Origin of the sequence: Bacillus siamensis (genome assembly GCF_051628075.1) — a bacterium.
GTDB lineage: Bacteria > Bacillota > Bacilli > Bacillales > Bacillaceae > Bacillus > Bacillus siamensis.
Genome location: NZ_CP155579.1, coordinates 21,765 through 46,115 on the forward strand (window position 1 = coordinate 21,765; position 24,351 = coordinate 46,115).

25 protein-coding genes, 3 tRNA genes, 3 rRNA genes and 1 other RNA gene are annotated in these 24,351 nt (G+C 46.6%); 26 read left to right on the forward strand and 6 right to left on the reverse strand.

Annotated features, from left to right (window positions below):
• Positions 1-11 precede the first annotated feature (11 nt).
• Positions 12-1,157, reverse strand: coding sequence for a glycerate kinase family protein (locus ABDB98_RS00095; protein ID WP_438421045.1), 1,146 nt, complete (start codon positions 1,155-1,157; stop codon positions 12-14).
• A 219-nt stretch (positions 1,158-1,376) separates the two neighbouring features.
• Here ABDB98_RS00095 and ABDB98_RS00100 point away from each other — a divergent pair.
• Positions 1,377-1,469, forward strand: a tRNA-Ser gene (locus ABDB98_RS00100).
• A 129-nt stretch (positions 1,470-1,598) separates the two neighbouring features.
• Here ABDB98_RS00100 and dck read toward each other — a convergent pair.
• The 4 genes from dck to ABDB98_RS00120 all read right to left on the reverse strand — a co-directional run bounded on the left by dck (position 1,599) and on the right by ABDB98_RS00120 (position 4,874).
• A complete protein-coding gene (gene dck / locus ABDB98_RS00105; protein ID WP_016937302.1) occupies positions 1,599-2,252 on the reverse strand; it encodes a deoxyadenosine/deoxycytidine kinase in 654 nt (217 codons plus the stop codon).
• A complete protein-coding gene (locus ABDB98_RS00110; RefSeq protein WP_013350734.1) occupies positions 2,249-2,872 on the reverse strand; it encodes a deoxynucleoside kinase in 624 nt (207 codons plus the stop codon). Before ABDB98_RS00110 ends, dck begins: the two co-directional genes overlap by 4 nt.
• A 95-nt stretch (positions 2,873-2,967) precedes the next feature.
• Positions 2,968-4,257 carry a glycoside hydrolase family 18 protein gene (locus ABDB98_RS00115; protein ID WP_173363132.1) on the reverse strand — a complete coding sequence of 430 codons (1,290 nt, stop codon included), beginning with the start codon at positions 4,255-4,257 and terminating at the stop codon, positions 2,968-2,970.
• A 65-nt stretch (positions 4,258-4,322) separates the two neighbouring features.
• Complete coding sequence (locus tag ABDB98_RS00120) at positions 4,323-4,874, reverse strand: isochorismatase family cysteine hydrolase (RefSeq protein WP_326352301.1); 552 nt, start codon at positions 4,872-4,874, stop codon at positions 4,323-4,325.
• A gap of 82 nt (positions 4,875-4,956) precedes the next feature.
• Here ABDB98_RS00120 and tadA point away from each other — a divergent pair, with 82 nt between their 5' ends.
• From tadA to rsmI, 25 genes are all read left to right on the forward strand, one after another.
• Entirely contained in the window at positions 4,957-5,439 is a 483-nt protein-coding gene (gene tadA, locus ABDB98_RS00125) for a tRNA adenosine(34) deaminase TadA (protein ID WP_045926873.1), read from the forward strand.
• 84 nt (positions 5,440-5,523) lie between these two features.
• Positions 5,524-5,788, forward strand: an RNA gene (ffs, locus tag ABDB98_RS00130) — signal recognition particle sRNA large type.
• Positions 5,789-5,921: 133 nt separating this feature from the next.
• On the forward strand, positions 5,922-7,613 hold the full coding sequence (gene dnaX / locus ABDB98_RS00135; protein ID WP_016937297.1) for a DNA polymerase III subunit gamma/tau: 1,692 nt from the start codon (positions 5,922-5,924) through the stop codon (positions 7,611-7,613).
• Between the two features lie 24 nt (positions 7,614-7,637).
• A complete protein-coding gene (locus tag ABDB98_RS00140; protein ID WP_029326155.1) occupies positions 7,638-7,961 on the forward strand; it encodes a YbaB/EbfC family nucleoid-associated protein in 324 nt (107 codons plus the stop codon).
• Positions 7,962-7,975: 14 nt separating this feature from the next.
• Entirely contained in the window at positions 7,976-8,572 is a 597-nt protein-coding gene (gene recR, locus ABDB98_RS00145) for a recombination protein RecR (RefSeq protein WP_438421048.1), read from the forward strand.
• Between the two features lie 18 nt (positions 8,573-8,590).
• Positions 8,591-8,815, forward strand: coding sequence for a YaaL family protein (locus ABDB98_RS00150; RefSeq protein WP_016937295.1), 225 nt, complete (start codon positions 8,591-8,593; stop codon positions 8,813-8,815).
• A 60-nt stretch (positions 8,816-8,875) separates the two neighbouring features.
• On the forward strand, positions 8,876-9,139 hold the full coding sequence (locus ABDB98_RS00155) for a pro-sigmaK processing inhibitor BofA family protein (RefSeq protein ID WP_016937294.1): 264 nt from the start codon (positions 8,876-8,878) through the stop codon (positions 9,137-9,139).
• A gap of 313 nt (positions 9,140-9,452) precedes the next feature.
• Positions 9,453-11,002, forward strand: a 16S ribosomal RNA gene (locus ABDB98_RS00160).
• A 100-nt stretch (positions 11,003-11,102) separates the two neighbouring features.
• Positions 11,103-11,179: transfer RNA gene (locus ABDB98_RS00165), tRNA-Ile, on the forward strand.
• A gap of 16 nt (positions 11,180-11,195) precedes the next feature.
• Positions 11,196-11,271 (forward strand) — tRNA-Ala (locus ABDB98_RS00170).
• 81 nt (positions 11,272-11,352) lie between these two features.
• Positions 11,353-14,281: ribosomal RNA gene (locus ABDB98_RS00175) — 23S ribosomal RNA — on the forward strand.
• Positions 14,282-14,332: 51 nt separating this feature from the next.
• Positions 14,333-14,448: ribosomal RNA gene (rrf, locus tag ABDB98_RS00180) — 5S ribosomal RNA — on the forward strand.
• The 16S, 23S and 5S rRNA genes sit together here with 2 tRNA genes alongside, the layout of an rRNA operon.
• A 174-nt stretch (positions 14,449-14,622) precedes the next feature.
• Positions 14,623-14,817, forward strand: coding sequence for a sigma factor G inhibitor Gin (locus tag ABDB98_RS00185; RefSeq protein WP_007409914.1), 195 nt, complete (start codon positions 14,623-14,625; stop codon positions 14,815-14,817).
• A gap of 149 nt (positions 14,818-14,966) precedes the next feature.
• Positions 14,967-15,581: a 5-bromo-4-chloroindolyl phosphate hydrolysis family protein gene (locus tag ABDB98_RS00190; protein ID WP_438421049.1), complete on the forward strand. Its 615-nt coding sequence runs from the start codon at positions 14,967-14,969 to the stop codon at positions 15,579-15,581.
• A gap of 15 nt (positions 15,582-15,596) precedes the next feature.
• Positions 15,597-16,715, forward strand: a complete 1,119-nt coding sequence (locus ABDB98_RS00195) for a toxic anion resistance protein (protein WP_438421050.1) — start codon at positions 15,597-15,599, stop codon at positions 16,713-16,715.
• Between the two features lie 77 nt (positions 16,716-16,792).
• Entirely contained in the window at positions 16,793-18,226 is a 1,434-nt protein-coding gene (locus ABDB98_RS00200; RefSeq protein WP_438421051.1) for an aminotransferase class I/II-fold pyridoxal phosphate-dependent enzyme, read from the forward strand.
• Complete coding sequence (gene tmk / locus ABDB98_RS00205) at positions 18,223-18,861, forward strand: dTMP kinase (RefSeq protein ID WP_438421052.1); 639 nt, start codon at positions 18,223-18,225, stop codon at positions 18,859-18,861. Before ABDB98_RS00200 ends, tmk begins: the two co-directional genes overlap by 4 nt.
• Positions 18,862-18,931: 70 nt before the next feature.
• Positions 18,932-19,261, forward strand: coding sequence for a cyclic di-AMP receptor DarA (gene darA, locus ABDB98_RS00210; protein WP_004264734.1), 330 nt, complete (start codon positions 18,932-18,934; stop codon positions 19,259-19,261).
• 12 nt (positions 19,262-19,273) lie between these two features.
• Positions 19,274-19,714 (forward strand): YaaR family protein, encoded by a 441-nt coding sequence (locus tag ABDB98_RS00215; RefSeq protein WP_047478049.1) that lies wholly within the window; start codon positions 19,274-19,276, stop codon positions 19,712-19,714.
• A gap of 11 nt (positions 19,715-19,725) precedes the next feature.
• On the forward strand, positions 19,726-20,715 hold the full coding sequence (gene holB, locus ABDB98_RS00220; protein ID WP_060963779.1) for a DNA polymerase III subunit delta': 990 nt from the start codon (positions 19,726-19,728) through the stop codon (positions 20,713-20,715).
• 2 nt (positions 20,716-20,717) lie between these two features.
• Entirely contained in the window at positions 20,718-21,545 is an 828-nt protein-coding gene (gene ricT / locus ABDB98_RS00225) for a competence/sporulation regulator complex protein RicT (protein ID WP_004264723.1), read from the forward strand.
• Between the two features lie 14 nt (positions 21,546-21,559).
• On the forward strand, positions 21,560-21,919 hold the full coding sequence (gene yabA, locus ABDB98_RS00230) for a replication initiation-control protein YabA (RefSeq protein ID WP_016936514.1): 360 nt from the start codon (positions 21,560-21,562) through the stop codon (positions 21,917-21,919).
• 60 nt (positions 21,920-21,979) lie between these two features.
• Positions 21,980-22,723 (forward strand): tRNA1(Val) (adenine(37)-N6)-methyltransferase, encoded by a 744-nt coding sequence (locus ABDB98_RS00235; RefSeq protein ID WP_438421053.1) that lies wholly within the window; start codon positions 21,980-21,982, stop codon positions 22,721-22,723.
• On the forward strand, positions 22,710-23,009 hold the full coding sequence (locus tag ABDB98_RS00240) for a GIY-YIG nuclease family protein (protein ID WP_047478056.1): 300 nt from the start codon (positions 22,710-22,712) through the stop codon (positions 23,007-23,009). The genes ABDB98_RS00235 and ABDB98_RS00240 overlap by 14 nt, the downstream gene beginning before the upstream one ends.
• Positions 22,984-23,865, forward strand: a complete 882-nt coding sequence (gene rsmI, locus ABDB98_RS00245) for a 16S rRNA (cytidine(1402)-2'-O)-methyltransferase (protein ID WP_060963778.1) — start codon at positions 22,984-22,986, stop codon at positions 23,863-23,865. Before ABDB98_RS00240 ends, rsmI begins: the two co-directional genes overlap by 26 nt.
• A 49-nt stretch (positions 23,866-23,914) precedes the next feature.
• Here rsmI and abrB read toward each other — a convergent pair whose 3' ends face one another.
• Positions 23,915-24,205: a transition state genes transcriptional regulator AbrB gene (abrB, locus tag ABDB98_RS00250; RefSeq protein ID WP_169510469.1), complete on the reverse strand. Its 291-nt coding sequence runs from the start codon at positions 24,203-24,205 to the stop codon at positions 23,915-23,917.
• Positions 24,206-24,351: the final 146 nt, after the last annotated feature.

Genomic DNA, 24,351 nt, shown 5'->3' on the forward strand with positions numbered 1-24,351 from the left:
AAAGGTGCGCCCTAGAGGCGCGCCTTTTTTGCTGTTTGGTATAAAGCGGCGACATTCCGGGCTGTGCTTTCAAGGTTAAAACGTCCTGATGCTAAGGCGTCTTCAAGACTTACAGCGCCCGGCACGATAGAAAATACAGCTGTTATTCCTCCGTTATATACATGTTCAAAGTCTTTTCCCAAGGAACCCGCTAATGCGATAACGGGAATTTTTTGAGCGGCTGCACGTGCTGCAATTCCTGCGGGGGTTTTGCCGAATATTGTTTGTCCGTCAATCTGCCCCTCTCCGGTGATGATAAGGTCAGCGCCTTTTATCTGATCTGAAAAGGACAGTGTATCTAATACAACGTCAATCCCGCGTTGAAGGTCGGCTTGTAAGAAGGCGATCAGCCCTGCGCCTAAACCTCCTGCGGCACCCGCGCCTTTTACGGTATCTGCTTCAATATCGTGCTGCCGTCTCAATACATCAGCGAAATGGCGCAAATTGCGATCCAATATAACTTTTGTCTTCTCTGATGCCCCTTTTTGCGGGCCGAAGACATATGAGGCGCCGTTTTCCCCGGTCAGAGGGTTTTCGACATCGCATGCGGCACGGATACGGATAGGTTTCAGATCAGGAGAGAGGCCGCTTACATCGATAGAGGCCAGGGTGTGCAGTGAGCCTCCGCCGTCAGGTATCTCCTGACCTTCCTCATTTAAGAAACGCACACCGAGCGCGCTCGCCATCCCGGTCCCGCCGTCATTGGTTGCGCTCCCGCCAAGACCGATGATGATTTCACTCACCCCGCGGGAAACTGCATCTGCTATCAGTTCACCTGTTCCTCTTGTTGTAGTGTTCAACGGATCCCTGAGATGACGGGGAATGAGATGAAGCCCCGATGCTTCTGCCATTTCAATGACTGCCGTGCGTCCGTTTCCCAGAAGTCCGTATGCGGCGTTTACCGGGGTTCCCAGCGGACCGGTCACTGTTTTATTAATAATTCTCCCGCCGGTGGCATCCGTTAAAGCTTGAACAGTTCCTTCTCCGCCGTCCGCCGCGGGTATCTTGATATATTCCGCGTCAGGAAAGACTGATTTGAATCCTTTTTCGATGCTGTCGGCAGCTTCTTTTGCTGTCATGCTCTCTTTAAAAGAATCCGGTGCGATGATAACTTTCATTGCGCTCCCCACCTTTGTGAACAGGTTATCTATTTGAATGTATTCTTGGTTTTCACTGTGTTTTCCTGCCCGTATAACAGAAAGTGGTTGATTTTGGATACGAGTCTTTTGTATGATAGTAAAGCTGACGGACAAGCTGTTTAAGAAAAGAAATAAAAAATATGAAAAAAGCGCTTGACTGAAAAATAAGTCATGTGGTATATTATTAAATGTCGATACGGAGGAATACCCAAGTCTGGCTGAAGGGATCGGTCTTGAAAACCGACAGGGGTGTCAAAGCCCGCGGGGGTTCGAATCCCTCTTCCTCCGCCATATTGATTTTAAACCTAATGAAACTCGAGCATATATTGGAGATTGTTTTGTCCGCTGCATCTGATGCAGCGGATTTTTTATATGCAAAAAAAGCGATTTTCTCTGTTCGGGAAAATCGCTTTCTTATTTTTACTTATTTCTGTTTTCGTTGATCACGCGGCTGATTTTTTCGATCAAAGGTTCCAGTGACTGTTCATCAGCTTCAAGGTCATAATCTTCAATGCGCACTTTCAGCACAGGGCAGGCGTTAAAACCGCTGATCCAGTCTTCGTACCGTTTATACATCTCTTCCCAATAGGAGCGGTTTGTCTGCAGCTCCATATCGCGGCCGCGCTTTTCAATCCGTTCTATAATGTTTTCAAGATCACCTTCTAAATAGATCAAAACATCGGGGTGCGGGAAGTATGGCGTCATGACCATCGCTTCAAAAAGGCTTGTGTATGTTTTGTAATCTGTCAGCGACATGGTTCCTTTATCGGCATGCATTTTTGCGAATATGCCTGTATCTTCATAAATCGAACGGTCCTGCACGAATCCGCCGCCTGATTCAAAGATGTTTTTCTGCTCCTTGAACCGCTCAGCCAGAAAATAAATTTGCAAGTGAAAGCTCCAGCGCTCAAAATCATGATAAAACTTCTCTAAATAAGGGTTTTCATCCACTTCTTCAAGCGAAGTATTAAATCCGAGCCGTTTTGCTAAAGCCTTGGTTAAAGTCGATTTTCCGACTCCTACCGTTCCCGCTACTGTTATAATGGCGTTGTTTGGAATATGAATGTCTTTCATTTAATAAGCTCCTTTACCTGACGGGCAATTCTTTCATAGTCTGTCTTATTCAAAACAAAGTCTTCGGTATCACCGTCAATGGTCAGTACAGATATATCCGGATCTTCTTCCTGAAGCTGTCTGATGGCTGTGTCATAATCTGCAATGAGACGTTCCAGATATTGATGCTCGATGTTTTTCTCAAACGGGCGCCCGCGTTTTTCGATGCGTTGAAGCAATGTCGGCAGGCTTGCCTTTATGTATACAATAACATTCGGTTTCGGCAAGTCGTGAGTGAGCAGATGATAAATCTGCTTATATTTCTCAAGCTTTTGTCCGTGCAATGTGCGCTCTGCGAAAATAACGTTTTTATAAATATGATAATCGGACAAAACGGGCTGTCCTTGTTTTAAGTAATCACGATCTGTATCTTCAAGCTGTTTATACCTGTGACAGAGAAAAAACATTTCAAGCTGGAAACTCCACTCCTCGATATTATCATAGAACTTATCAAGATAAGGGTTGTCTTCCACAATCTCGTTAATCATAGGAAAACCGAGCTCTTCAGAAAGCATAGAAGCGAGTGTCGTTTTTCCCGCCCCGATAGGACCTTCTACCGCGATAAAAGGGGCTCTGTTCATTGAAAATCCTCCTTAATTCTGCAAACATCCGTCATCTGCCGGCCTTTATATTGTATCACACTCTCAGAAAAGCCCATGAAAAAAGACGCTTCCAATTAACGAAACGTCTCTTTCACAATATGAAATTGATCTCCGAGCAAAAGCCAGTTTTGCGGGAAGGAGAGGCCGAGTTTCCAATAGCTGATTCCTCTTAAATGAAGTTCTTTAATTAAATTGAATTTCGCTTGAATGGATCGTGCGTCTTCAAACCATACTTCATGCCGTCTTTGATTTTCATCCGTGTATCGAAAGAATGGAGCCTGGGCGGTTTCGTCATATTGAATGTCAACTTTATAGCGTGCTGCCAGAGCGATTGCCTGCTGAGGACTGACCGCTTTCGCTGTCGTTCCCTGTTTGAAAGGCAGTGTCCAATCATAGCCGTACATATTCTGGCCCATGACGATTTTTGAAGCAGGCATTTCTGTCAGCGCATACTCAATGACATTCCTTACAGGGCCGATTGGTGATACGGCCTGAGCCGGGCCCCCGCTGTACCCCCACTCATATGTCATGATGACGACAAAATCGACGATTTCTCCATGTGCCCTATAGTCATGTGCTTCATACCATTTGCCGGCCTGGGTCGCGCTCGTTTTCGGAGCAAGCGCCGTTGAAATCTTCCAGCCTTGACGGTGAAAAATCGTCCTCGCTTCACGTAAAAAACGATTGTAGGCTTCTCTGTCCTGAGGACGTAAATATTCGAAATCAAAATGAATATCGCGAAAGCCGTGCTGTTTAGCCGTGGAGACGATTTCCTGAAAGAGTTTTGTTTTCACGGTATTATCATTCAAAATGAGCCGCCCAAGATCATCACTGAATGCGTCATTTTCGAGGTTGGTGATGATCATCATCAGTGCCGTGTTGTGCCTGTCACTGATGCTTCTTAAATTGGTGAGAGGCGGTTCCTTTAAAGTCCCGTTCCGCTGCACTTGAAAACTGAATGCGCCGAGGTATGTTAAATAAGGTGAGGCCTCCCTTGCCGCCTGCTGCAGATTAGCGCTTACGCTCGTTCCCCGCGGTTCTATATAGGCATTTGATTCGATATCGGGCTTATTTGTCTGCTGCGGAATGTAAAGGCGGGTCCCGCTTTGCAATGGAGTGCTGAGCTGAATTCCGTTCACCCTCGCAAGCTCCGCGGCCGATATATGAAAACGGCCGGCGATTGCCGCAAGAGTATCGCCTTGTTTCACTTCGTAATATTGACCCTCAATCGGGATGACAAGAGTTTGTCCGACAACCAGTGTATTGGGATTAGGCAGTTTATTTGCTTCCGCAATGACATTTGCGGATGTCCGGTAGCGCGCCGCAATAGCGGAAAGCGTGTCGCCCCGTTTCACTACATAGATCTGAATGAAAAACGCCTCCTTTCATATCCGCTATCAAATGTATGAAAAAAGGAGGCCGATCATGTTTATTTTTCGTTGATAATTTGTTTTTCCGTGGTTATTTCTGCGAAGAGAACATTCTCCATCATCGTCAAGGCGAAATCATTGTCTTCGTCGCTATTGGAAGCGGTGCAGTCTTTCGGGATGGTAATGCTGTATTCTCTCATATAAGCGTCGTTAGCTGTGAACAGCACACAAATATTTCCGGCAATCCCCGTAATCATTAATCGGTTCACTTGCAGCTCGGTCAGAAGAGTATGAAGCGCCGTTTCATAAAAAGCGGAATGCTTCGGTTTAATGAGAAAATAATCATCCGGGTGAGGCGAGATATCTTCTATTATGGAAGCGCTTCTGTCATTGCTGCATTCCTCCCTGATGGCATCTATATCCGCCTTCCAAAGCCCGTAATGGTCATTAATATAAATAATCGGCCAGTTGTTTTGTTTTGCATGCTTCTTTAATGATAAAATACGGGGGACGATTTGTTTGGTTTTTTCAGCAAGACGTTCGCCCATATCAAATTGAAAATTGTTAATCATATCGACAATGAGAAGGGCTGTGTTGTTGGGTTCAGACAATGCCGGCAACTCCTTTCTGCTGGGGTATTCCTATTTTAACCTTTATGAGACATGAAAAAACTTAAGAAGAGAGCTTGAACCGATGAATGATGAATATTATATGAGAGAAGCCATAAAAGAAGCGGAAAAAGCAGAAGCGAAAGGCGAAGTGCCGATCGGAGCCGTCCTTGTTCTGCATGATGAGATCGTGGCACGGGCGCATAATCTGCGGGAGACCGAACAGCGGTCGCTGGCCCACGCGGAAATGCTGGCGATAGACGAAGCATGCCGCAAGCTGGGAACATGGAGACTTGAAGACGCCGTTCTTTATGTCACTTTAGAGCCGTGCCCGATGTGCGCAGGAGCTGTCGTGCTTTCCAGAGTCGATAAGGTCGTGTTCGGCGCATTTGACCCCAAGGGAGGCTGTACAGGAACGCTGATGAACCTTCTGCAGGAAGAACGGTTCAACCACCAAGCGGAAGTGGTGAGCGGCGTGCTTGAAGAAGAGTGCGGAGAAATGCTCAGCGCTTTTTTCAGAAAGCTTCGCCGGCAAAAGAAAGACATGAGGAAAAAGTTGTCTGAGTAGTACGGTTGCATTTTCTGCCTGAAGCAGATATACTTATGTGTGCATCATAAATGGTGCGCATATAAAAATTTGATATTTATTTTGCCGTGCTAAGCGGGGAGGTAGCGGTGCCCTGTACCCGCAATCCGCTCTAGCGGGGCCGAATCCCTTCTCGAGGTTCGTTTACTGTAAGGCCTGCCTTAAGTAAGTGGCGTTGACGTCTGGGTCCTGCGCAATGGGAATTCATGAACCATGTCAGGTCCGGAAGGAAGCAGCATTAAGTGAAACCTCTCATGTGCCGCAGGGTTGCCTGGGCTGAGCTAACTGCTTAAGTAACGCTTAGGGTAGCGAATCGACAGAAGGTGCACGGTAAATCAATCATCAAATTTCAGACTCACCTGTTTATGACAGGTGAGTTTTTTCGTGTATGAAAAACGGGTTTTGGCGTTAAAAGCCCGTTCATGTATAATAAACATGATGAATAACAGAGGAGGGCGCATCCTGTGGGTTACCAAGCTTTATATCGAGTATTTAGGCCTCAGCAGTTTGAAGATGTGGTCGGACAGGAACACATTACGAAAACGCTGCAAAATGCCCTTTTGCAAAAGAAATTTTCTCATGCCTATCTGTTTTCTGGACCACGGGGAACGGGGAAAACCAGTGCAGCTAAAATATTTGCGAAAGCAGTCAACTGTGAGCATGCCCCTGTAGAAGAACCGTGCAATGAATGCGCGGCGTGCAAGGGGATCACAAACGGCTCTATATCAGATGTGATTGAAATAGATGCGGCGTCGAATAACGGTGTAGACGAAATCCGCGACATCCGCGACAAAGTAAAATTTGCCCCGTCGGCCGTCACCTACAAGGTATATATTATAGATGAGGTGCATATGCTCTCTATCGGCGCATTCAATGCGCTTTTGAAAACGCTGGAAGAACCGCCGGCACATTGCATTTTCATATTAGCTACGACTGAGCCTCATAAGATTCCTTTAACCATTATCTCCAGATGTCAGCGTTTTGACTTCAAACGGATTACATCCAAAGCAATTGTCGGACGAATGAAGACAATCGTCGATGCAGAGCAGCTGAAGGTGGAAGAAGGCGCCCTTGATATCATAGCGAGCGCCGCAGACGGTGGAATGAGGGACGCGCTGAGCCTGCTCGATCAAGCCGTATCATTCAGCGGCGAGGAGCTGTCGGTGGATGATGCATTGCTTATTACCGGGGCCGTTTCCCAGCACTATATCGGAAAACTGGCATCTGCTCTTCACCGCAAACAGGTTTCCGAGGCGTTGGAAACACTGAATGAATTGCTCCAGCAGGGGAAAGATGCGGCCAAACTGATTGAAGATATGATCTTTTATTTCAGAGATATGCTCTTGTATCAGGCTGCTCCAGGTTTAGAAGGAGTCCTGGAGAAGGTGAAGGTCGATGAAACGTTCCGGAATCTGAGCGGTGAAATACCGGCTCCCGCTTTATATGAGATGATTGACATCCTGAATAAAAGCCATCAGGAAATGAAGTGGACGAACCACCCGAGAATCTTTTTTGAAGTGGCTGTCGTGAAAATATGCCAGACGGCACAGCAAGCCGCCGCAGATATCCCAGAGGTCGGCATGCTGATGAATAAGATCCAGCAGCTTGAGCAGGAAGTAGAAAGGCTGAAGACTTCCGGGGTGAAAGTTCAGGCGGAAAGCGCTCCGAAAGAAGCCCCGCGTCCTCAAAAAGGCGGAAAAAGCCATTACAAAGCCCCGGCCGGAAGAATTCATGAAATATTGAAGGAAGCCACAAGGCCCGACCTAGAACAGCTTAAAAGCAGCTGGGGCAAGCTGCTGGCACATCTGAAACAGCAGAATAAAGTGTCTCATGCGGCTCTTTTGAATGACAGTGAACCGGTGGCCGCTGCCCAGAAGGCGTTTGTGCTTAAATTTAAATACGAAATCCATTGTAAAATGGTTGCTGAAGACAATAACGGAGTCCGTACGAATCTTGAACAGATTCTCGAATCAATGCTCGGGAAAAGAATGGATTTGATTGGCGTTCCGGAAGCACAATGGGGTAAAATAAGAGAAGAATTTTTAAATGATCATCAGCAGGAAAGTGAAGGATCAAACGAACCGGCTGAAGAAGATCCGCTGATTGCAGAGGCGAAAAAACTTGTCGGAGCGGATTTAATCGAAATAAAAGACTAATAAGATGAAAGAGAGTGATTGAATATGCGTGGCGGAATGGGAAACATGCAAAAAATGATGAAACAAATGCAAAAAATGCAAAAAGATATGGCAAAGGCTCAGGAGGAGCTTGCTGAAAAAGTGCTTGAGGGCACAGCGGGCGGCGGAATGGTGACTGTAAAAGTCAACGGCCAAAAAGAAGTTGTAGACGTTGCGATTAAAGAAGAAGTCGTTGATCCGGAAGATATCGAAATGCTTCAGGACCTGATTCTTGCTGCGACAAACGACGCCCTCAAGAAAGTCGATGACATGACGAATGAGACAATGGGACAATTTACAAAAGGAATGAACATACCGGGTTTATTCTAGGGGGATAAATAAACATGCAGTATCCTGAACCAATATCAAAGCTGATTGACAGCTTTATGAAATTGCCAGGGATCGGACCGAAAACAGCGGTTCGTCTGGCTTTTTTTGTTCTAGGTATGAAAGAAGACACAGTATTGGATTTTGCTAAGGCGCTCGTCAATGCGAAGCGGAATCTGACATATTGCTCGATCTGCGGACATATTACAGATCAGGACCCTTGTTATATATGCGAGGATACAAGAAGAGATAGATCTGTCATTTGTGTGGTGCAGGACCCTAAGGATGTTATTGCAATGGAGAAGATGAAGGAATATAACGGCCAGTATCATGTTCTTCACGGCGCAATTTCTCCGATGGACGGCATCGGCCCGGAGGATATTAAGATTCCGGAACTGCTGAAGCGTCTTCAGGATGATCAAGTGTCAGAAGTTATACTCGCAACCAACCCTAATATTGAAGGGGAAGCAACAGCGATGTATATATCGAGGCTGTTAAAGCCCTCAGGCATCAAGCTCTCCCGTATTGCCCACGGTCTGCCCGTCGGCGGTGATTTGGAATATGCTGATGAGGTCACTCTTTCAAAAGCTCTTGAAGGAAGACGTGAATTGTAAGGGAGGAAATGGCGAGGTATGGGTTTTCTTCGCAGAAATACATTAAGAAAAGAGTTTGACGACAAACTGATTGAACAGCTCTTTAAACAAAAAGAAGAATGGAACAGACAGAAGAGTCTGGTCGATAAAAGTCTTGAGCCCTCAGCTGAGGTGCTGTTTGAGCTGAAAGTCGCTGAATCTAAATACTTTTTTTATTTGAAAGAAGCAAAGCAGCGGAATTTAAAAATGAGCAGATGGAAGTAAGAGGTCTATTCTCCGGGGTCTTCTCATAAGCTTGTACTAAACAAGCGAGGGGGAAGATTCATGGAGCCTTTTTTTATTATCGGTTTGATTGTCGGTCTGGTTGCTTTGCTTTTATTATGGGGAGTATCTTCAAAGCCGTTAAGATGGATTGGTGTGACTGCCGTTAAGTTTATTGCCGGAGCGATTCTTCTGGCAGGTGTGAATTTATTCGGCGGGAGTCTCGGCATTCATATACCTGTTAATCTGATCACAACCGGTATCAGCGGGATTTTAGGAATACCTGGCATCGCGGCTTTAATCGTCATTAAACGCTTCATCATTTAATTTGTCGTTTATTGTTGACATGATGAATCAAGGGTGGTATTCTAATATACGTCGCTGATGACAAAACGGATTTTCGAAAAAGAAATTCAAAAAAGTTATTGACGACAATGACAATGATGTGTTATAATAATTAAGTCGCTTCGAGAGAAGTGAAAAAAGTTCTTTGAAAACTAAACAAGACAAAACGTACCTGTTAATTCAAAGTTTTAAATAAATCGCACAGCGATGTGCGTAGTCAGTCAAACTAAGGTCTGCACGATGCAGATCACACAGACGTTACTGCAGGATGCAGTGAACTTAGTCTGTGATCCATTTATCGGAGAGTTTGATCCTGGCTCAGGACGAACGCTGGCGGCGTGCCTAATACATGCAAGTCGAGCGGACAGATGGGAGCTTGCTCCCTGATGTTAGCGGCGGACGGGTGAGTAACACGTGGGTAACCTGCCTGTAAGACTGGGATAACTCCGGGAAACCGGGGCTAATACCGGATGGTTGTTTGAACCGCATGGTTCAAACATAAAAGGTGGCTTCGGCTACCACTTACAGATGGACCCGCGGCGCATTAGCTAGTTGGTGAGGTAACGGCTCACCAAGGCGACGATGCGTAGCCGACCTGAGAGGGTGATCGGCCACACTGGGACTGAGACACGGCCCAGACTCCTACGGGAGGCAGCAGTAGGGAATCTTCCGCAATGGACGAAAGTCTGACGGAGCAACGCCGCGTGAGTGATGAAGGTTTTCGGATCGTAAAGCTCTGTTGTTAGGGAAGAACAAGTGCCGTTCAAATAGGGCGGCACCTTGACGGTACCTAACCAGAAAGCCACGGCTAACTACGTGCCAGCAGCCGCGGTAATACGTAGGTGGCAAGCGTTGTCCGGAATTATTGGGCGTAAAGGGCTCGCAGGCGGTTTCTTAAGTCTGATGTGAAAGCCCCCGGCTCAACCGGGGAGGGTCATTGGAAACTGGGGAACTTGAGTGCAGAAGAGGAGAGTGGAATTCCACGTGTAGCGGTGAAATGCGTAGAGATGTGGAGGAACACCAGTGGCGAAGGCGACTCTCTGGTCTGTAACTGACGCTGAGGAGCGAAAGCGTGGGGAGCGAACAGGATTAGATACCCTGGTAGTCCACGCCGTAAACGATGAGTGCTAAGTGTTAGGGGGTTTCCGCCCCTTAGTGCTGCAGCTAACGCATTAAGCACTCCGCCTGGGGAGTACGGTCGCAAGACTGAAACTCAAAGGAATTGACGGGGGCCCGCACAAGCGGTGGAGCATGTGGTTTAATTCGAAGCAACGCGAAGAACCTTACCAGGTCTTGACATCCTCTGACAATCCTAGAGATAGGACGTCCCCTTCGGGGGCAGAGTGACAGGTGGTGCATGGTTGTCGTCAGCTCGTGTCGTGAGATGTTGGGTTAAGTCCCGCAACGAGCGCAACCCTTGATCTTAGTTGCCAGCATTCAGTTGGGCACTCTAAGGTGACTGCCGGTGACAAACCGGAGGAAGGTGGGGATGACGTCAAATCATCATGCCCCTTATGACCTGGGCTACACACGTGCTACAATGGACAGAACAAAGGGTAGCGAAACCGCGAGGTTAAGCCAATCCCACAAATCTGTTCTCAGTTCGGATCGCAGTCTGCAACTCGACTGCGTGAAGCTGGAATCGCTAGTAATCGCGGATCAGCATGCCGCGGTGAATACGTTCCCGGGCCTTGTACACACCGCCCGTCACACCACGAGAGTTTGTAACACCCGAAGTCGGTGAGGTAACCTTTATGGAGCCAGCCGCCGAAGGTGGGACAGATGATTGGGGTGAAGTCGTAACAAGGTAGCCGTATCGGAAGGTGCGGCTGGATCACCTCCTTTCTAAGGATTTTAACGGAATATAAGACCTTGGGTCTTATAAACAGAACGTTCCCTGTCTTGTTTAGTTTTGAAGGAACTTTGATTCTTTCATATGGTAGATGGGCCTGTAGCTCAGCTGGTTAGAGCGCACGCCTGATAAGCGTGAGGTCGGTGGTTCGAGTCCACTCAGGCCCACCATCTTTACCCAATACACGGGGCCTTAGCTCAGCTGGGAGAGCGCCTGCTTTGCACGCAGGAGGTCAGCGGTTCGATCCCGCTAGGCTCCACCAACGTGTTCTTTGAAAACTAGATAACAGAAGTAATTCACATTCAATTGTAATGCAAGATATCACGTAGTGATTCTTTTTAACGGTTAAGTTAGAAAGGGCGCACGGTGGATGCCTTGGCACTAGGAGCCGATGAAGGACGGGACGAACACCGATATGCTTCGGGGAGCTGTAAGCAAGCTTTGATCCGGAGATTTCCGAATGGGGAAACCCACCACTCGTAATGGAGTGGTATCCATATCTGAATACATAGGATATGAGAAGGCAGACCCGGGGAACTGAAACATCTAAGTACCCGGAGGAAGAGAAAGCAAATGCGATTCCCTGAGTAGCGGCGAGCGAAACGGGATCAGCCCAAACCAAGAGGCTTGCCTCTTGGGGTTGTAGGACACTCTGTACGGAGTTACAAAGGAACGAGGTAGATGAAGAGGTCTGGAAAGGCCCGCCATAGGAGGTAACAGCCCTGTAGTCAAAACTTCGTTCTCTCCAGAGTGGATCCTGAGTACGGCGGAACACGTGAAATTCCGTCGGAATCCGGGAGGACCATCTCCCAAGGCTAAATACTCCCTAGTGACCGATAGTGAACCAGTACCGTGAGGGAAAGGTGAAAAGCACCCCGGAAGGGGAGTGAAATAGATCCTGAAACCGTGTGCCTACAAGTAGTCAGAGCCCGTTAACGGGTGATGGCGTGCCTTTTGTAGAATGAACCGGCGAGTTACGATCCCGTGCAAGGTTAAGCAGAAGATGCGGAGCCGCAGCGAAAGCGAGTCTGAATAGGGCGCATGAGTACGTGGTCGTAGACCCGAAACCAGGTGATCTACCCATGTCCAGGGTGAAGTTCAGGTAACACTGAATGGAGGCCCGAACCCACGCACGTTGAAAAGTGCGGGGATGAGGTGTGGGTAGGGGTGAAATGCCAATCGAACCTGGAGATAGCTGGTTCTCTCCGAAATAGCTTTAGGGCTAGCCTCAAGGTAAGAGTCTCGGAGGTAGAGCACTGATTGGACTAGGGGCCCCTACCGGGTTACCGAATTCAGTCAAACTCCGAATGCCGATGACTTATCCTTGGGAGTCAGACTGCGAGTGATAAGATCCGTAGTCGAAAGGGAAACAGCCCAGACCGCCAGCTAAGGTCCCAAAGTATACGTTAAGTGGAAAAGGATGTGGAGTTGCTTAGACAACCAGGATGTTGGCTTAGAAGCAGCCACCATTTAAAGAGTGCGTAATAGCTCACTGGTCGAGTGACTCTGCGCCGAAAATGTACCGGGGCTAAACGTATCACCGAAGCTGCGGACTGTTCTTCGAACAGTGGTAGGAGAGCGTTCTAAGGGCTGTGAAGCAAGACCGGAAGGACTTGTGGAGCGCTTAGAAGTGAGAATGCCGGTATGAGTAGCGAAAGACGGGTGAGAATCCCGTCCACCGAATGCCTAAGGTTTCCTGAGGAAGGCTCGTCCGCTCAGGGTTAGTCGGGACCTAAGCCGAGGCCGAAAGGCGTAGGCGATGGATAACAGGTTGATATTCCTGTACCACCTCCTCACCATTTGAGCAATGGGGGGACGCAGGAGGATAGGGTAAGCGCGGTATTGGATATCCGCGTCCAAGCAGTTAGGCTGGGAAATAGGCAAATCCGTTTCCCGTGAAGGCTGAGCTGTGATGGCGAGCGAATTATAGTAGCGAAGTTCCTGATTCCACACTGCCAAGAAAAGCCTCTAGCGAGGTGAGAGGTGCCCGTACCGCAAACCGACACAGGTAGGCGAGGAGAGAATCCTAAGGTGATCGAGAGAACTCTCGTTAAGGAACTCGGCAAAATGACCCCGTAACTTCGGGAGAAGGGGTGCTCTGTTAGGGTGCAAGCCCGAGAGAGCCGCAGTGAATAGGCCCAGGCGACTGTTTAGCAAAAACACAGGTCTCTGCGAAGCCGTAAGGCGAAGTATAGGGGCTGACGCCTGCCCGGTGCTGGAAGGTTAAGAGGAGCGCTTAGCGTAAGCGAAGGTGCGAATTGAAGCCCCAGTAAACGGCGGCCGTAACTATAACGGTCCTAAGGTAGCGAAATTCCTTGTCGGGTAAGTTCCGACCCGCACGAAAGGCGCAACGATCTGGGCACTGTCTCAACGAGAGACTCGGTGAAATTATAGTACCTGTGAAGATGCAGGTTACCCGCGACAGGACGGAAAGACCCCGTGGAGCTTTACTGCAGCCTGATATTGAATGTTGGTACAGCTTGTACAGGATAGGTAGGAGCCTTGGAAACTGGAGCGCCAGCTTCGGTGGAGGCATCGGTGGGATACTACCCTGGCTGTATTGACCTTCTAACCCGCCGCCCTTATCGGGCGGGGAGACAGTGTCAGGTGGGCAGTTTGACTGGGGCGGTCGCCTCCTAAAAGGTAACGGAGGCGCCCAAAGGTTCCCTCAGAATGGTTGGAAATCATTCGCAGAGTGTAAAGGCACAAGGGAGCTTGACTGCGAGACCTACAAGTCGAGCAGGGACGAAAGTCGGGCTTAGTGATCCGGTGGTTCCGCATGGAAGGGCCATCGCTCAACGGATAAAAGCTACCCCGGGGATAACAGGCTTATCTCCCCCAAGAGTCCACATCGACGGGGAGGTTTGGCACCTCGATGTCGGCTCATCGCATCCTGGGGCTGTAGTCGGTCCCAAGGGTTGGGCTGTTCGCCCATTAAAGCGGTACGCGAGCTGGGTTCAGAACGTCGTGAGACAGTTCGGTCCCTATCCGTCGCGGGCGCAGGAAATTTGAGAGGAGCTGTCCTTAGTACGAGAGGACCGGGATGGACGCACCGCTGGTGTACCAGTTGTTCTGCCAAGGGCATCGCTGGGTAGCTATGTGCGGACGGGATAAGTGCTGAAAGCATCTAAGCATGAAGCCCCCCTCAAGATGAGATTTCCCATTCCGCAAGGAAGTAAGATCCCTGAAAGATGATCAGGTTGATAGGTCTGAGGTGGAAGTGTGGCGACACATGGAGCTGACAGATACTAATCGATCGAGGACTTAACCATTTTTGAATGTATGCTTACTGTTATCTAGTTTTGAGAGAACACTCTCAATGGTTTGGTGGCGATAGCGAAGAGGTCACACCCGTTCCCATGCCGAACACGGAAGTTAAGCTCTTCAGCGCCGATGGTAGTCGGGGGTTTCCCCCTGTGAGAGTAGGACGCCGCCAAGCAATCATACGGTAAAGGCAGCTCATCATGAGCTGCCTTTTTTTGTTTTTGAACAAAACAATACAAACACCGAAATACGCCATTGCCCATATACTAATTGCAAACTTCAAAAAGGTCCAAATTGTGTATACAATCAATGGCTTCAGGGAAGGCTATTCATACGGAGGTGGGCATAAATGAATGAAACGTCCAGCCATGAAGAAACATGTATTGTGTGTGAAACTAAAAAAAGCAGGGGTATTCATATTTATACGAAATTTATATGTTTAGAGTGTGAGAAGAAAGTAGTTTCAACTCCAACCTCTGATCCGAATTATGAATTTTTCGTTCGTAAACTGAAAAGTCTTCATACACCGACATTATATTCTTAACCCTGAAAAGGGTCTTTTTTTTGCTTAAAAATAAGGGAGTTTTTTCACTTTTTATAAAAGAACTGATACGATAAGAAGAGGAACTTGTTTAGAAATGGAATGTAATAGATAATACTGATAAAAGTGAATAAATAGGAGTCGATCCAAATATGAAACCGTTTATTCAATATATGAAATGGATGCTTTGCGGCAGTGCAGTTTTTGTATTAGCGGGGACAGCCGCTTTTACGATAGGGCATCAGCCTTTTCTGTATTCGCTTTTATACGGAGCAGCAGGCGGAACTGCCGTCAGTATAGCCGGACTTTGGAATGCGAAGCGCCTCTTTTTAAAAAAACACCGGCTGACAAGAAAAGAATATACTTATATCAAGGAAAATCTTGAGGAAGCAAGAAATAAAATCGTTCGATTACGCAGGGCGCTTTTTCGCTCTAAAAGTATACAAATGCTGAAGCAGAATGCAGAAATACTGCGGATAACGCGGCGGATATATCTGCTTACAAAGCAGGAGCCGAAGCGTTTTTATCAGGCGGAGCGTTTCTATTATCAAACGCTTGATTCTGTTGTGGAGCTGACCGAAAAGTATGCTCTGCTCTCATCACAGCCGCGAAAAAATAAAGAGTTATCAATGTCCTTGAGTCAGACAAGGATGACTCTCGCGGAGCTTGCCAGGCGGCTGGAAGAAGATCTTCATGAACTGATGAAGGAAGACATCGACGATCTGCATTTTGAATTAGATATGGCAAAGCAGTCACTGAGAAAGTAAGAAAGGGGGAAGGAAATGGCCGAAGACCGTTCCGATGATATCATGGGCGTTCAAAATGATCAGGTTAATCTAAAGCTTGCAGATACCCTGCCAGAAGAAAAAAGAGAAGCGGCACTTCAGCTCGCTGAAAAACTGGACCCTGGAAACATGCAAAGCATTGTTCTGTTTGGTTCACAGGCGCAGGCGAATATTCTTGAATTTTCCCATACGATGATAGAGCATGTGCAAAGAAAAGATGCAGGAGAGATGGGACAGATACTGTCTGATTTGATGAGAAAGCTTGACCAGGTAAATCCTGATGATCTGCAGATGAAGAACAAAGGATTTTTTGCCCGTTTGTTCAAAAGGGTATCCGGCTCTGTACAGGAAGTGCTTTCGAAATATCAAAAGACCAGTGTACAGATTGACCGTATCAGCAGAAGGCTCGAACTTTCTAAAAATGGGCTGTTGAGTGATAATAAATGGTTAGATCAGCTGTACGCCCAAAATAAACGATACTTTTCTGACTTAAATATGTATATAGCGGCGGGTGAATTAAAGTTAGATGAGCTGAAAACAAAGCTGATTCCCGAAGCGGTAAGAAAAGCTGAATTAGGGGAACACAATCAAATGGCCGCTCAGGAAGTGAATGACCTTCGCCAGTTTGCCGACCGTCTGGATAAGAGAGTGCATGATCTGCTGCTGAGCAGGCAGATTACGCTTCAGAGTGCGCCGCAAATTCGTCTGATTCAAAACACGAATCAGGCACTGGCAGAGAAAATTCAGTCCTCCATTGTTACGGCTATTCCTTTATGGAAGAATCAAGTCGCCATCGCCCTGACACTAATGAAGCAGCGGAGTGCAGCAGATGCGCAACAGAAGGCGGCGGATACGACGAATCAATTGCTCCTGAAAAATGCTGAGCTTCTGAAAACAAGTACAGTCGAGACAGCCAAAGCCAATGAGCGCGGGCTTGTTGAGGCAGACACCCTAAAAAAGGTGCAGGAAAGCTTAGTCACCACACTGGAAGAAATCATGTCTATTCAAGAAGAAGGCAGGATGAAGCGCAGGCGGGCCGAGGAGGAGCTCATGATCATGGAAGGCGATTTGAAAAAGAAACTGCTTGATATGAAGTCCGGCCGGGATAACGGCTAGATGGCAAAAGTCTTAGCTTTAAGTTGGCCCGCAGGCACGATATAATAAGAAAGACAGGCAAAGGATTTGTTTAAAATATGGACACACCTTTATATACAGCGCTGCTGAAGCATGCGCACCGAAATACGTATTCTTTTCATGTTCCGGGACATCACAATGGAGATGTCTTTTTTGATGAAGCCAGATCTGTATATCAATCTCTTTTATCTATTGATATGACTGAGATCACAGGGCTTGATGACTTACATCACCCGACGGGAGTCATCAAGGAAGCACAGGATTTGCTGAGCAGACTTTACGGTTCTCAGCAAAGCTTCTTTCTCGTCAATGGCACGACCGCCGGCAATCTGGCGATGATTTTAGCTGTTTGTGAACCGGGCGAACCGATTCTGATCCAGCGTAATTGTCACAAGTCTGTTTTCCATGCGGTGGCAATGGCCGGAGCCAAGCCGGTGTATTTAGCGCCGGAAATTGATAAAAACATGCATGTGCCGGCCCATGTATCCCTTCCGGTCATTGAAAAAGCGTTAGCGTCATATCCGAATGCGAAAGGCCTTGTTCTGACTAACCCGACTTACTACGGGCATGCTGCCGATTTGACCGCGGCAGTTAACAAAGCCCATTCATACGGCGTTCCTGTACTAGTGGATGAGGCTCATGGCGCTCACTTTGTGTTAGGTGAACCGTTTCCGCCATCATCATTGGATATGGGAGCGGATGCCGTTGTTCAATCGGCTCACAAAACGCTTCCGGCTATGACGATGGGATCTTACTTTCATTTAAACAGCACCCGGATTGACAGAGATCGATTAACCTATTATTTAAGCAGTTTGCAAAGCAGCAGCCCGTCATATCCGATAATGGCCTCTTTAGATACGGCGCGCGCTTATGTTCAGGATATCGCTGAAAAAGGGACACTCCCCGGTCATATGGCGCATATTGAACAAATCAAACGAACGTTCGCGTCAATTTCTTCTATTGAAATGATCGAACCTTCCGGATATGGGCTCAGGGCGGACCCGTTAAAATTCATTCTTCGGTCAAAGCTCGGACATTCCGGCTATTCATTACAAAGTATGTTGGAGAGCGAAGGCATTGTTGCCGAGCTGGCGGATGAGTACCAAGTATTGCTCGTCCTGTCGATAGGCGGCCGGCGGATGATAGAACAGGAAACCGTAAGAAACATACAGCAGAAACTGGAGAATACACCGCCTGATAAATTGCCGGATACCGTGAATTGGACCTTTCCATCCATTTCGACACTTGAATATCCGCAAAATGAGATGCGGAAGTTTACAAAAGAGCTTACGGATATAAATAAGGCGGCCGGGCGGTTGCATGCGGGGAACATTATTCCTTATCCCCCGGGAATTCCGCTGATCATGGACGGAGAACGGATAACAGAAGAGATCGTACAAAAGCTTTCCCGTTTAATCGGCATGGACGCGCATATTCAAGGCTTGTTAAACGGGGAACAACTACTTGTTTATACAGAAGAGGAGAAATCATGAGCGGTTTATTTATTACATTTGAAGGTCCTGAAGGCGCAGGGAAAACGACTGTGCTTCAGGAAGTGAAAGAGATTCTGTCGGCAAAGGGGCTTCCGGTGACAGCGACAAGAGAACCGGGCGGCATCGACATTGCGGAACAGATCAGAGAAGTGATCTTAAATAAAAACAATACACTGATGGATGCAAAAACGGAGGCGCTGCTCTACGCCGCTGCGAGAAGACAGCATTTAGCCGAGAAGGTGCAGCCTGCATTGGAAAAAGGACGCATTGTGCTGTGCGATCGTTTTATCGACAGTTCGCTGGCTTATCAAGGCTATGCGAGAGGGCTCGGCATTGATGAAGTGCTTTCTATTAACCAGTTTGCAATCGGCGATACGATGCCTGATGTCACCATCTATTTTTCTATCGATCCGGAAGAAGGGCTGAAACGAATTACGTCGAATGATTCAAGAGAAAAGAATCGTCTTGATCTTGAGGCCCTGCACTTTCACACGAAAGTTCGGGAAGGATATCAAAAGGTGATGCAGCGTTTCCCGGAAAGATTTCATACAATCGACGCATCGAAAAAGAAGGAACTCGTCATTCAGGACGCGCTTCAGGTGATAAATGAAACATTGAAAAAAATTCAGTTGTGACCTGTTTCTCATAAGTTGATATAATGAATGTAACGACCATGTTCTTTCCAACCTAAAGGGGGCCTATAGAATGAAATTAATAGTGGCAGTGGTGCAGGATCAAGACAGCAACAGACTTTTGAAAGTATTAACCGACCACAACTTCAGGGTGACGAAGCTTGCGACAACAGGCGGATTTCTTAAATCAGGCAATACGACGTTTATGATCGGGGTGGAGGATATCCGTGTCGATAAAGCGCTCAGCCTCATTAAAGAAAATGGCTGTAAACGTGATCAGATGATTGCCCCGGTATCCCCGATGGGCGGGAATGCGGATTCTTATGTTCCTTATCCTGTCGAAGTGGAAGTCGGCGGAGCGACGGTCTTTGTCCTTCCGGTCGATGAATTTCATCAATTTTAAGGATTTGACGACGTGAAAATAAATTCTGACTTACGCACATTTATTGAGAAGAAGCAGCAGCCTGCTTATAAAGCGGCAGAGCTTTCCGGGACGTTTAAAAGTTCAATGGACAGCCAAAGCAGCAAGCTGAAATTTGACCAGCTGAGCAGGTTCTTAACGGATATAGAAACGTTCGGGAAAAGACTGACGAAGTCGAGGAACTTCAAAGACTTAGCGAAATTCAAAGGATTGGTAAAACGTTTTGTGAAAGAGGCCGTTGACAGCGGATTATCGCATGAAACGACGAAAAGCTTTGACATGTACGGCAGCAGCCGGACCCTGGGGCTTGTGAAAGAAATAGATGAAAAGCTGCTCCAGCTGACGGAAGAGATGTTAGATCAGGAAAAACCGGCAATTGATTTGCTGGATCGAATCGGAGAAATAAAAGGTTTATTGATTAACCTTTACACATAGAGAGTGATACAATGGCAATATCATGGAAGGAAATGACCGGGCAGCAGCCCAGAGTGATGCGTCTTTTGCATAATAGCATTGAAAAGAAAAGGCTTTCTCACGCATATCTGTTTGAAGGCAAAAAAGGTACTGGCAAATTGGATGCCGCACTGCTTCTCGCAAAAAGCTTTTTTTGCCTTGAAGACGGGACTGAGCCTTGCGGGGAGTGCCGGAACTGTAAGCGTATTGATTCCGGAAACCACCCCGACCTGCATGTGGTTCAGCCCGACGGATTATCCATTAAAAAAGCTCAGATCCAATCGCTTCAGGAGGAGTTTTCTAAAACAGGACTGGAATCGCATAAAAAGCTGTACATTATATCCCATGCGGATCAAATGACGACAAATGCGGCAAACAGTCTGCTGAAATTTTTAGAGGAGCCGAGTCAAGACACTATCGCTATTCTGATTACTGAGCAGCTCCACAGAATATTGGATACCATCGTTTCGAGATGCCAGGTTCTTCCGTTTCAGCCGCTTCAGCCGAAAGCAATAGAAGAAAGGCTGGCTGAACAGGAAGTAAGCCCTCACATGGCCAGACTCTTAGCAAATATGACAAATAATATTGCGGAAGCAGTCGAATTAAGTCGAAATGATGAGTTTGCAGAGTCCAGAGCGAAAGTGATAAAATTGTATGAAGTCTTACATCAGCGGAAAGGACATGCCTTTTTCTTCATTCAGGATCAGTGGGTGCCCTTTTTCAAAGAAAAAACCCATCAAGAAATGGGTCTTGATATGCTCTTATTGATATACCGTGATGTATTATCCATCCAAATTGGAAATGAAGATAAACTGATTTATCAAGACTTATTCCAATCAATAAAACAGCATGCGCTGCAATTTACACAACAAAGCGTTACGAACCAAATTCTCGCTGTTTTAGAAGCAAAAAAACGGCTTCATTCCAATGTGAATACACAGGGATTAATGGAGCACTTGGTGTTAACGTTGCAGGAGGGATAAGCTTGTACAACGTAATAGGCGTCCGCTTTAAAAAAGCGGGGAAAATTTATTATTTTGATCCGAACGGATTTGATATAGAACAGGACAGCTGCGTCATTGTTGAAACTGTAAGAGGTGTCGAATACGGGCAGGTTGTCATCGCAAATAAACAAGTGGACGAGCACGATGTTGTGCTTCCGCTTCGAAAGGTTATTCGCGTTGCTGATGAACGCGATCTTCTCATCGTAGAAGAAAACAAACAAGAGGCCCTGTCCGCCTTTGAAGTCTGTCAGAAAAAAGTGGCTGACCACGGCTTAGATATGAAACTCGTTGATGTTGAGTTTACGTTTGACCGCAATAAAGTCATTTTTTACTTCACGGCTGACGGACGGGTTGATTTCAGGGAATTGGTCAAAGACTTGGCTTCTATCTTTAAAACAAGAATCGAGTTGCGCCAAATCGGTGTGAGGGACGAGGCGAAAATGCTCGGCGGTATCGGCCCGTGCGGGAGAATGCTTTGCTGCTCCACGTTCCTCGGTGATTTTGAACCGGTATCCATCAAAATGGCAAAGGATCAAAATTTATCGTTGAATCCGACGAAAATTTCCGGTCTGTGCGGCCGTTTGATGTGCTGTTTGAAGTATGAAAATGATGAGTATGAGACGGCAAAAGAACAGCTGCCGGATTTAGGCGAAATGATTACGACGGCAAACGGCCCCGCAAAGGTTGTCGGTCTTAATATTCTGGAACGGGTGCTTCAGGTGGAACTGAAGAATCGTGAAAAAGTGATAGAATATACTTGGGAAGAGCTCTTGGAAGAGGGCGTCGTATCCGCACAAACCACAGATTAACGAGGTGTGGAACCTTGGATAAAAAAGAGTTATTTGATACTGTCATAAACCTGGAGGAACAAATCGGTTCGCTGTACCGTCAGCTGGGTGACTTAAAGCAGCATATTGGCGAAATGATTGAAGAGAATCACCATCTGCAGCTTGAAAACAAGCATTTGCGTAAGCGGCTTGATGACACGACAGAGCAAATTGAGCAATTCAAAGCCGATCAGAAAGAAACAAAAACACAGAAGGCAGAGCAAAGTGATATAGGAGAAGGCTACGATAATCTGGCCCGGCTGTATCAAGAAGGCTTTCATATTTGCAACGTCCATTATGGGAGCGTCCGCAAGGGAGATTGCCTTTTTTGTCTGTCCTTCTTAAATAAAAAATAAGGAAAAGGCTTCCGCTGATGTCGGAAGCCTTTTTCAAAGAGTGCCGAAAGGAATAAGATTATGGTTTCATTACGTGATGATGAAAGATTGGATTACTTATTAGCAGAGGACATGAAAATTGTACAGAGCCCGACGGTTTTCGCTTTTTCATTAGATGCCGTGCTGCTGTCAAAGTTTGCATATGTTCCGATTCAAAAGGGAAACATCGTTGATTTATGTACGGGGAATGGAATTGTGCCGCTTCTGCTCAGTACAAGGTCAAAGGCGGATATCACCGGGGTTGAAATTCAGGAGCGTTTGTATGATATGGCGCTCCGAAGCGTGGAATACAACGGGCTGGGCGATCAGATCAGCCTCATTCATGATGATCTGAAAAATATGCCGGAAAGACTCGGACATAATAAATATGATGTTGTCACCTGCAATCCGCCTTATTTTAAAACACCGAAAGAGGCTGAGCAAAACCTGAACGAACATCTCAGAATCGCAAGGCACGAAATTCTTTGCACGCTTGAAGATGTGATTTCCGTCAGCAGCAAACTGCTGAAACAAGGCGGGAAAGCGGCTCTCGTTCATCGGCCGGGAAGGCTTTTGGAAATCTTTGAATTAATGAAAGCGTACCGAATAGAACCGAAGCGGGTTCAGTTTATTTATCCGAAACAAGGAAAAGAAGCGAACACTATTTTGGTTGAAGGAATTAAAGGCGGCCGACCTGATCTCAAAATTCTTCCTCCGCTGTTTGTATATGATGAACAAAATGAATATACGAAAGAGATCCGCACGATTTTATATGGAGACAAATAGTCATTTCTTTTATGTGCTGCTGTGTAATGACAACAGTCTGTATGCCGGTTATACAAATGATCTGCAAAAACGGCTGAAAACTCACAATGAGGGAAAGGGCGCGAAGTACACAAGGGCGCGGAGGCCGGTTTCGTTATGCCATGCGGAATCATTTGACACAAAACGGGAAGCCATGCAGGCGGAATACCGTTTTAAGCAGCTGACCCGAAAGAAAAAAGAACAATATATAGAAGAAAAACGAAGCAGCAAGGAGGCTGTATATGTTAAGTCGCCAGATGAGTTTTAACGGAAAATCTGAAATGGGAATCCTTTATCTTGTTCCTACACCGATCGGCAACTTGGAGGACATGACCTTTCGTGCAGTGGAGACGCTGAAATCGGTCGATGTTATAGCTGCCGAAGATACGAGACAGACGAAAAAGCTGTGCCACGTCTATGACATAGAAACATCTCTCACCAGCTATCATGAACACAACAAAGAAAGCAGCGGCCACAAAATTATTGAATGGCTGAAAAATGGAAAGAATGTTGCTTTGGTCAGTGACGCCGGTATGCCGACAATTTCCGATCCGGGGGCTGAGATTGTAAGAGATTTTACCCAAATCGGCGGTTATGTCGTTCCGCTTCCCGGTGCAAATGCGGCGTTAACCGCGCTGACTGCATCAGGCATCACCCCGCAGCCGTTTTTCTTCTACGGATTCTTAAACAGACAGAAAAAAGAAAAGAAGAAAGAACTCGAAATCCTGAAAAAACGCCAGGAAACGTTGATTTTTTACGAAGCGCCGCACCGATTAAAAGAAACGTTAACCGCCATGCATGACGTTTTGGGAAATCGAAACATCGCCGTCACGAGAGAATTAACGAAAAAGTACGAGGAATTTATCAGAGGAACGGTCGCCGAGGTGATGGAATGGGCAAATGAAGACCAAATCCGCGGTGAGTTCTGTCTCGTTGTCGAAGGCAATCAAGCCGCTGAACCGGATGAAGATGACAAGCCTTGGTGGACGGAGCTTTCTGAGAAAGAGCATGTGGAGCATTACATAAACGAAGGAGCATCTTCCAAACAGGCCATAAAACAAACAGCGGTAGATCGGAACGTTCCGAAACGCGAGATTTATGACGCTTATCACATTCAATCATAAAAAAAACCGTTCTTGTATCGTAACAAGAACGGTTTTTGTATGAAATAACTTATTTTTGGTTTTGAAGCTGATTTTGAATTTCAGAGATGATTTGCTCAGCGCCTTCTTTGCTGAGTACCAATTTGCCGCCGGCAAGTTTAAGGTTATCATCAGAAACTTCACCAGTAACTTGGCAAGTCATGTTTGGTTTATATTTTTTAAGGATGATTTTTTCATCATCAACATAAATTTCAAGAGCGTCTTTTTCTGCGATGCCCAGTGTACGGCGAAGTTCGATAGGGATAACTACGCGTCCAAGTTCATCAACTTTACGTACGATACCAGTAGATTTCATTAACAGTCTCCTCCCGAGAGATAATTATTTTGTAGTTTATATTTTTCTTCGTCATTATTCGACAAAATTCCTTACATTCCTAGCATAACAAGGTTTCCAATAATCGTCAATCTTTTTGTTTACTATTGATTGTAAGAATTAGTTCTTATAGT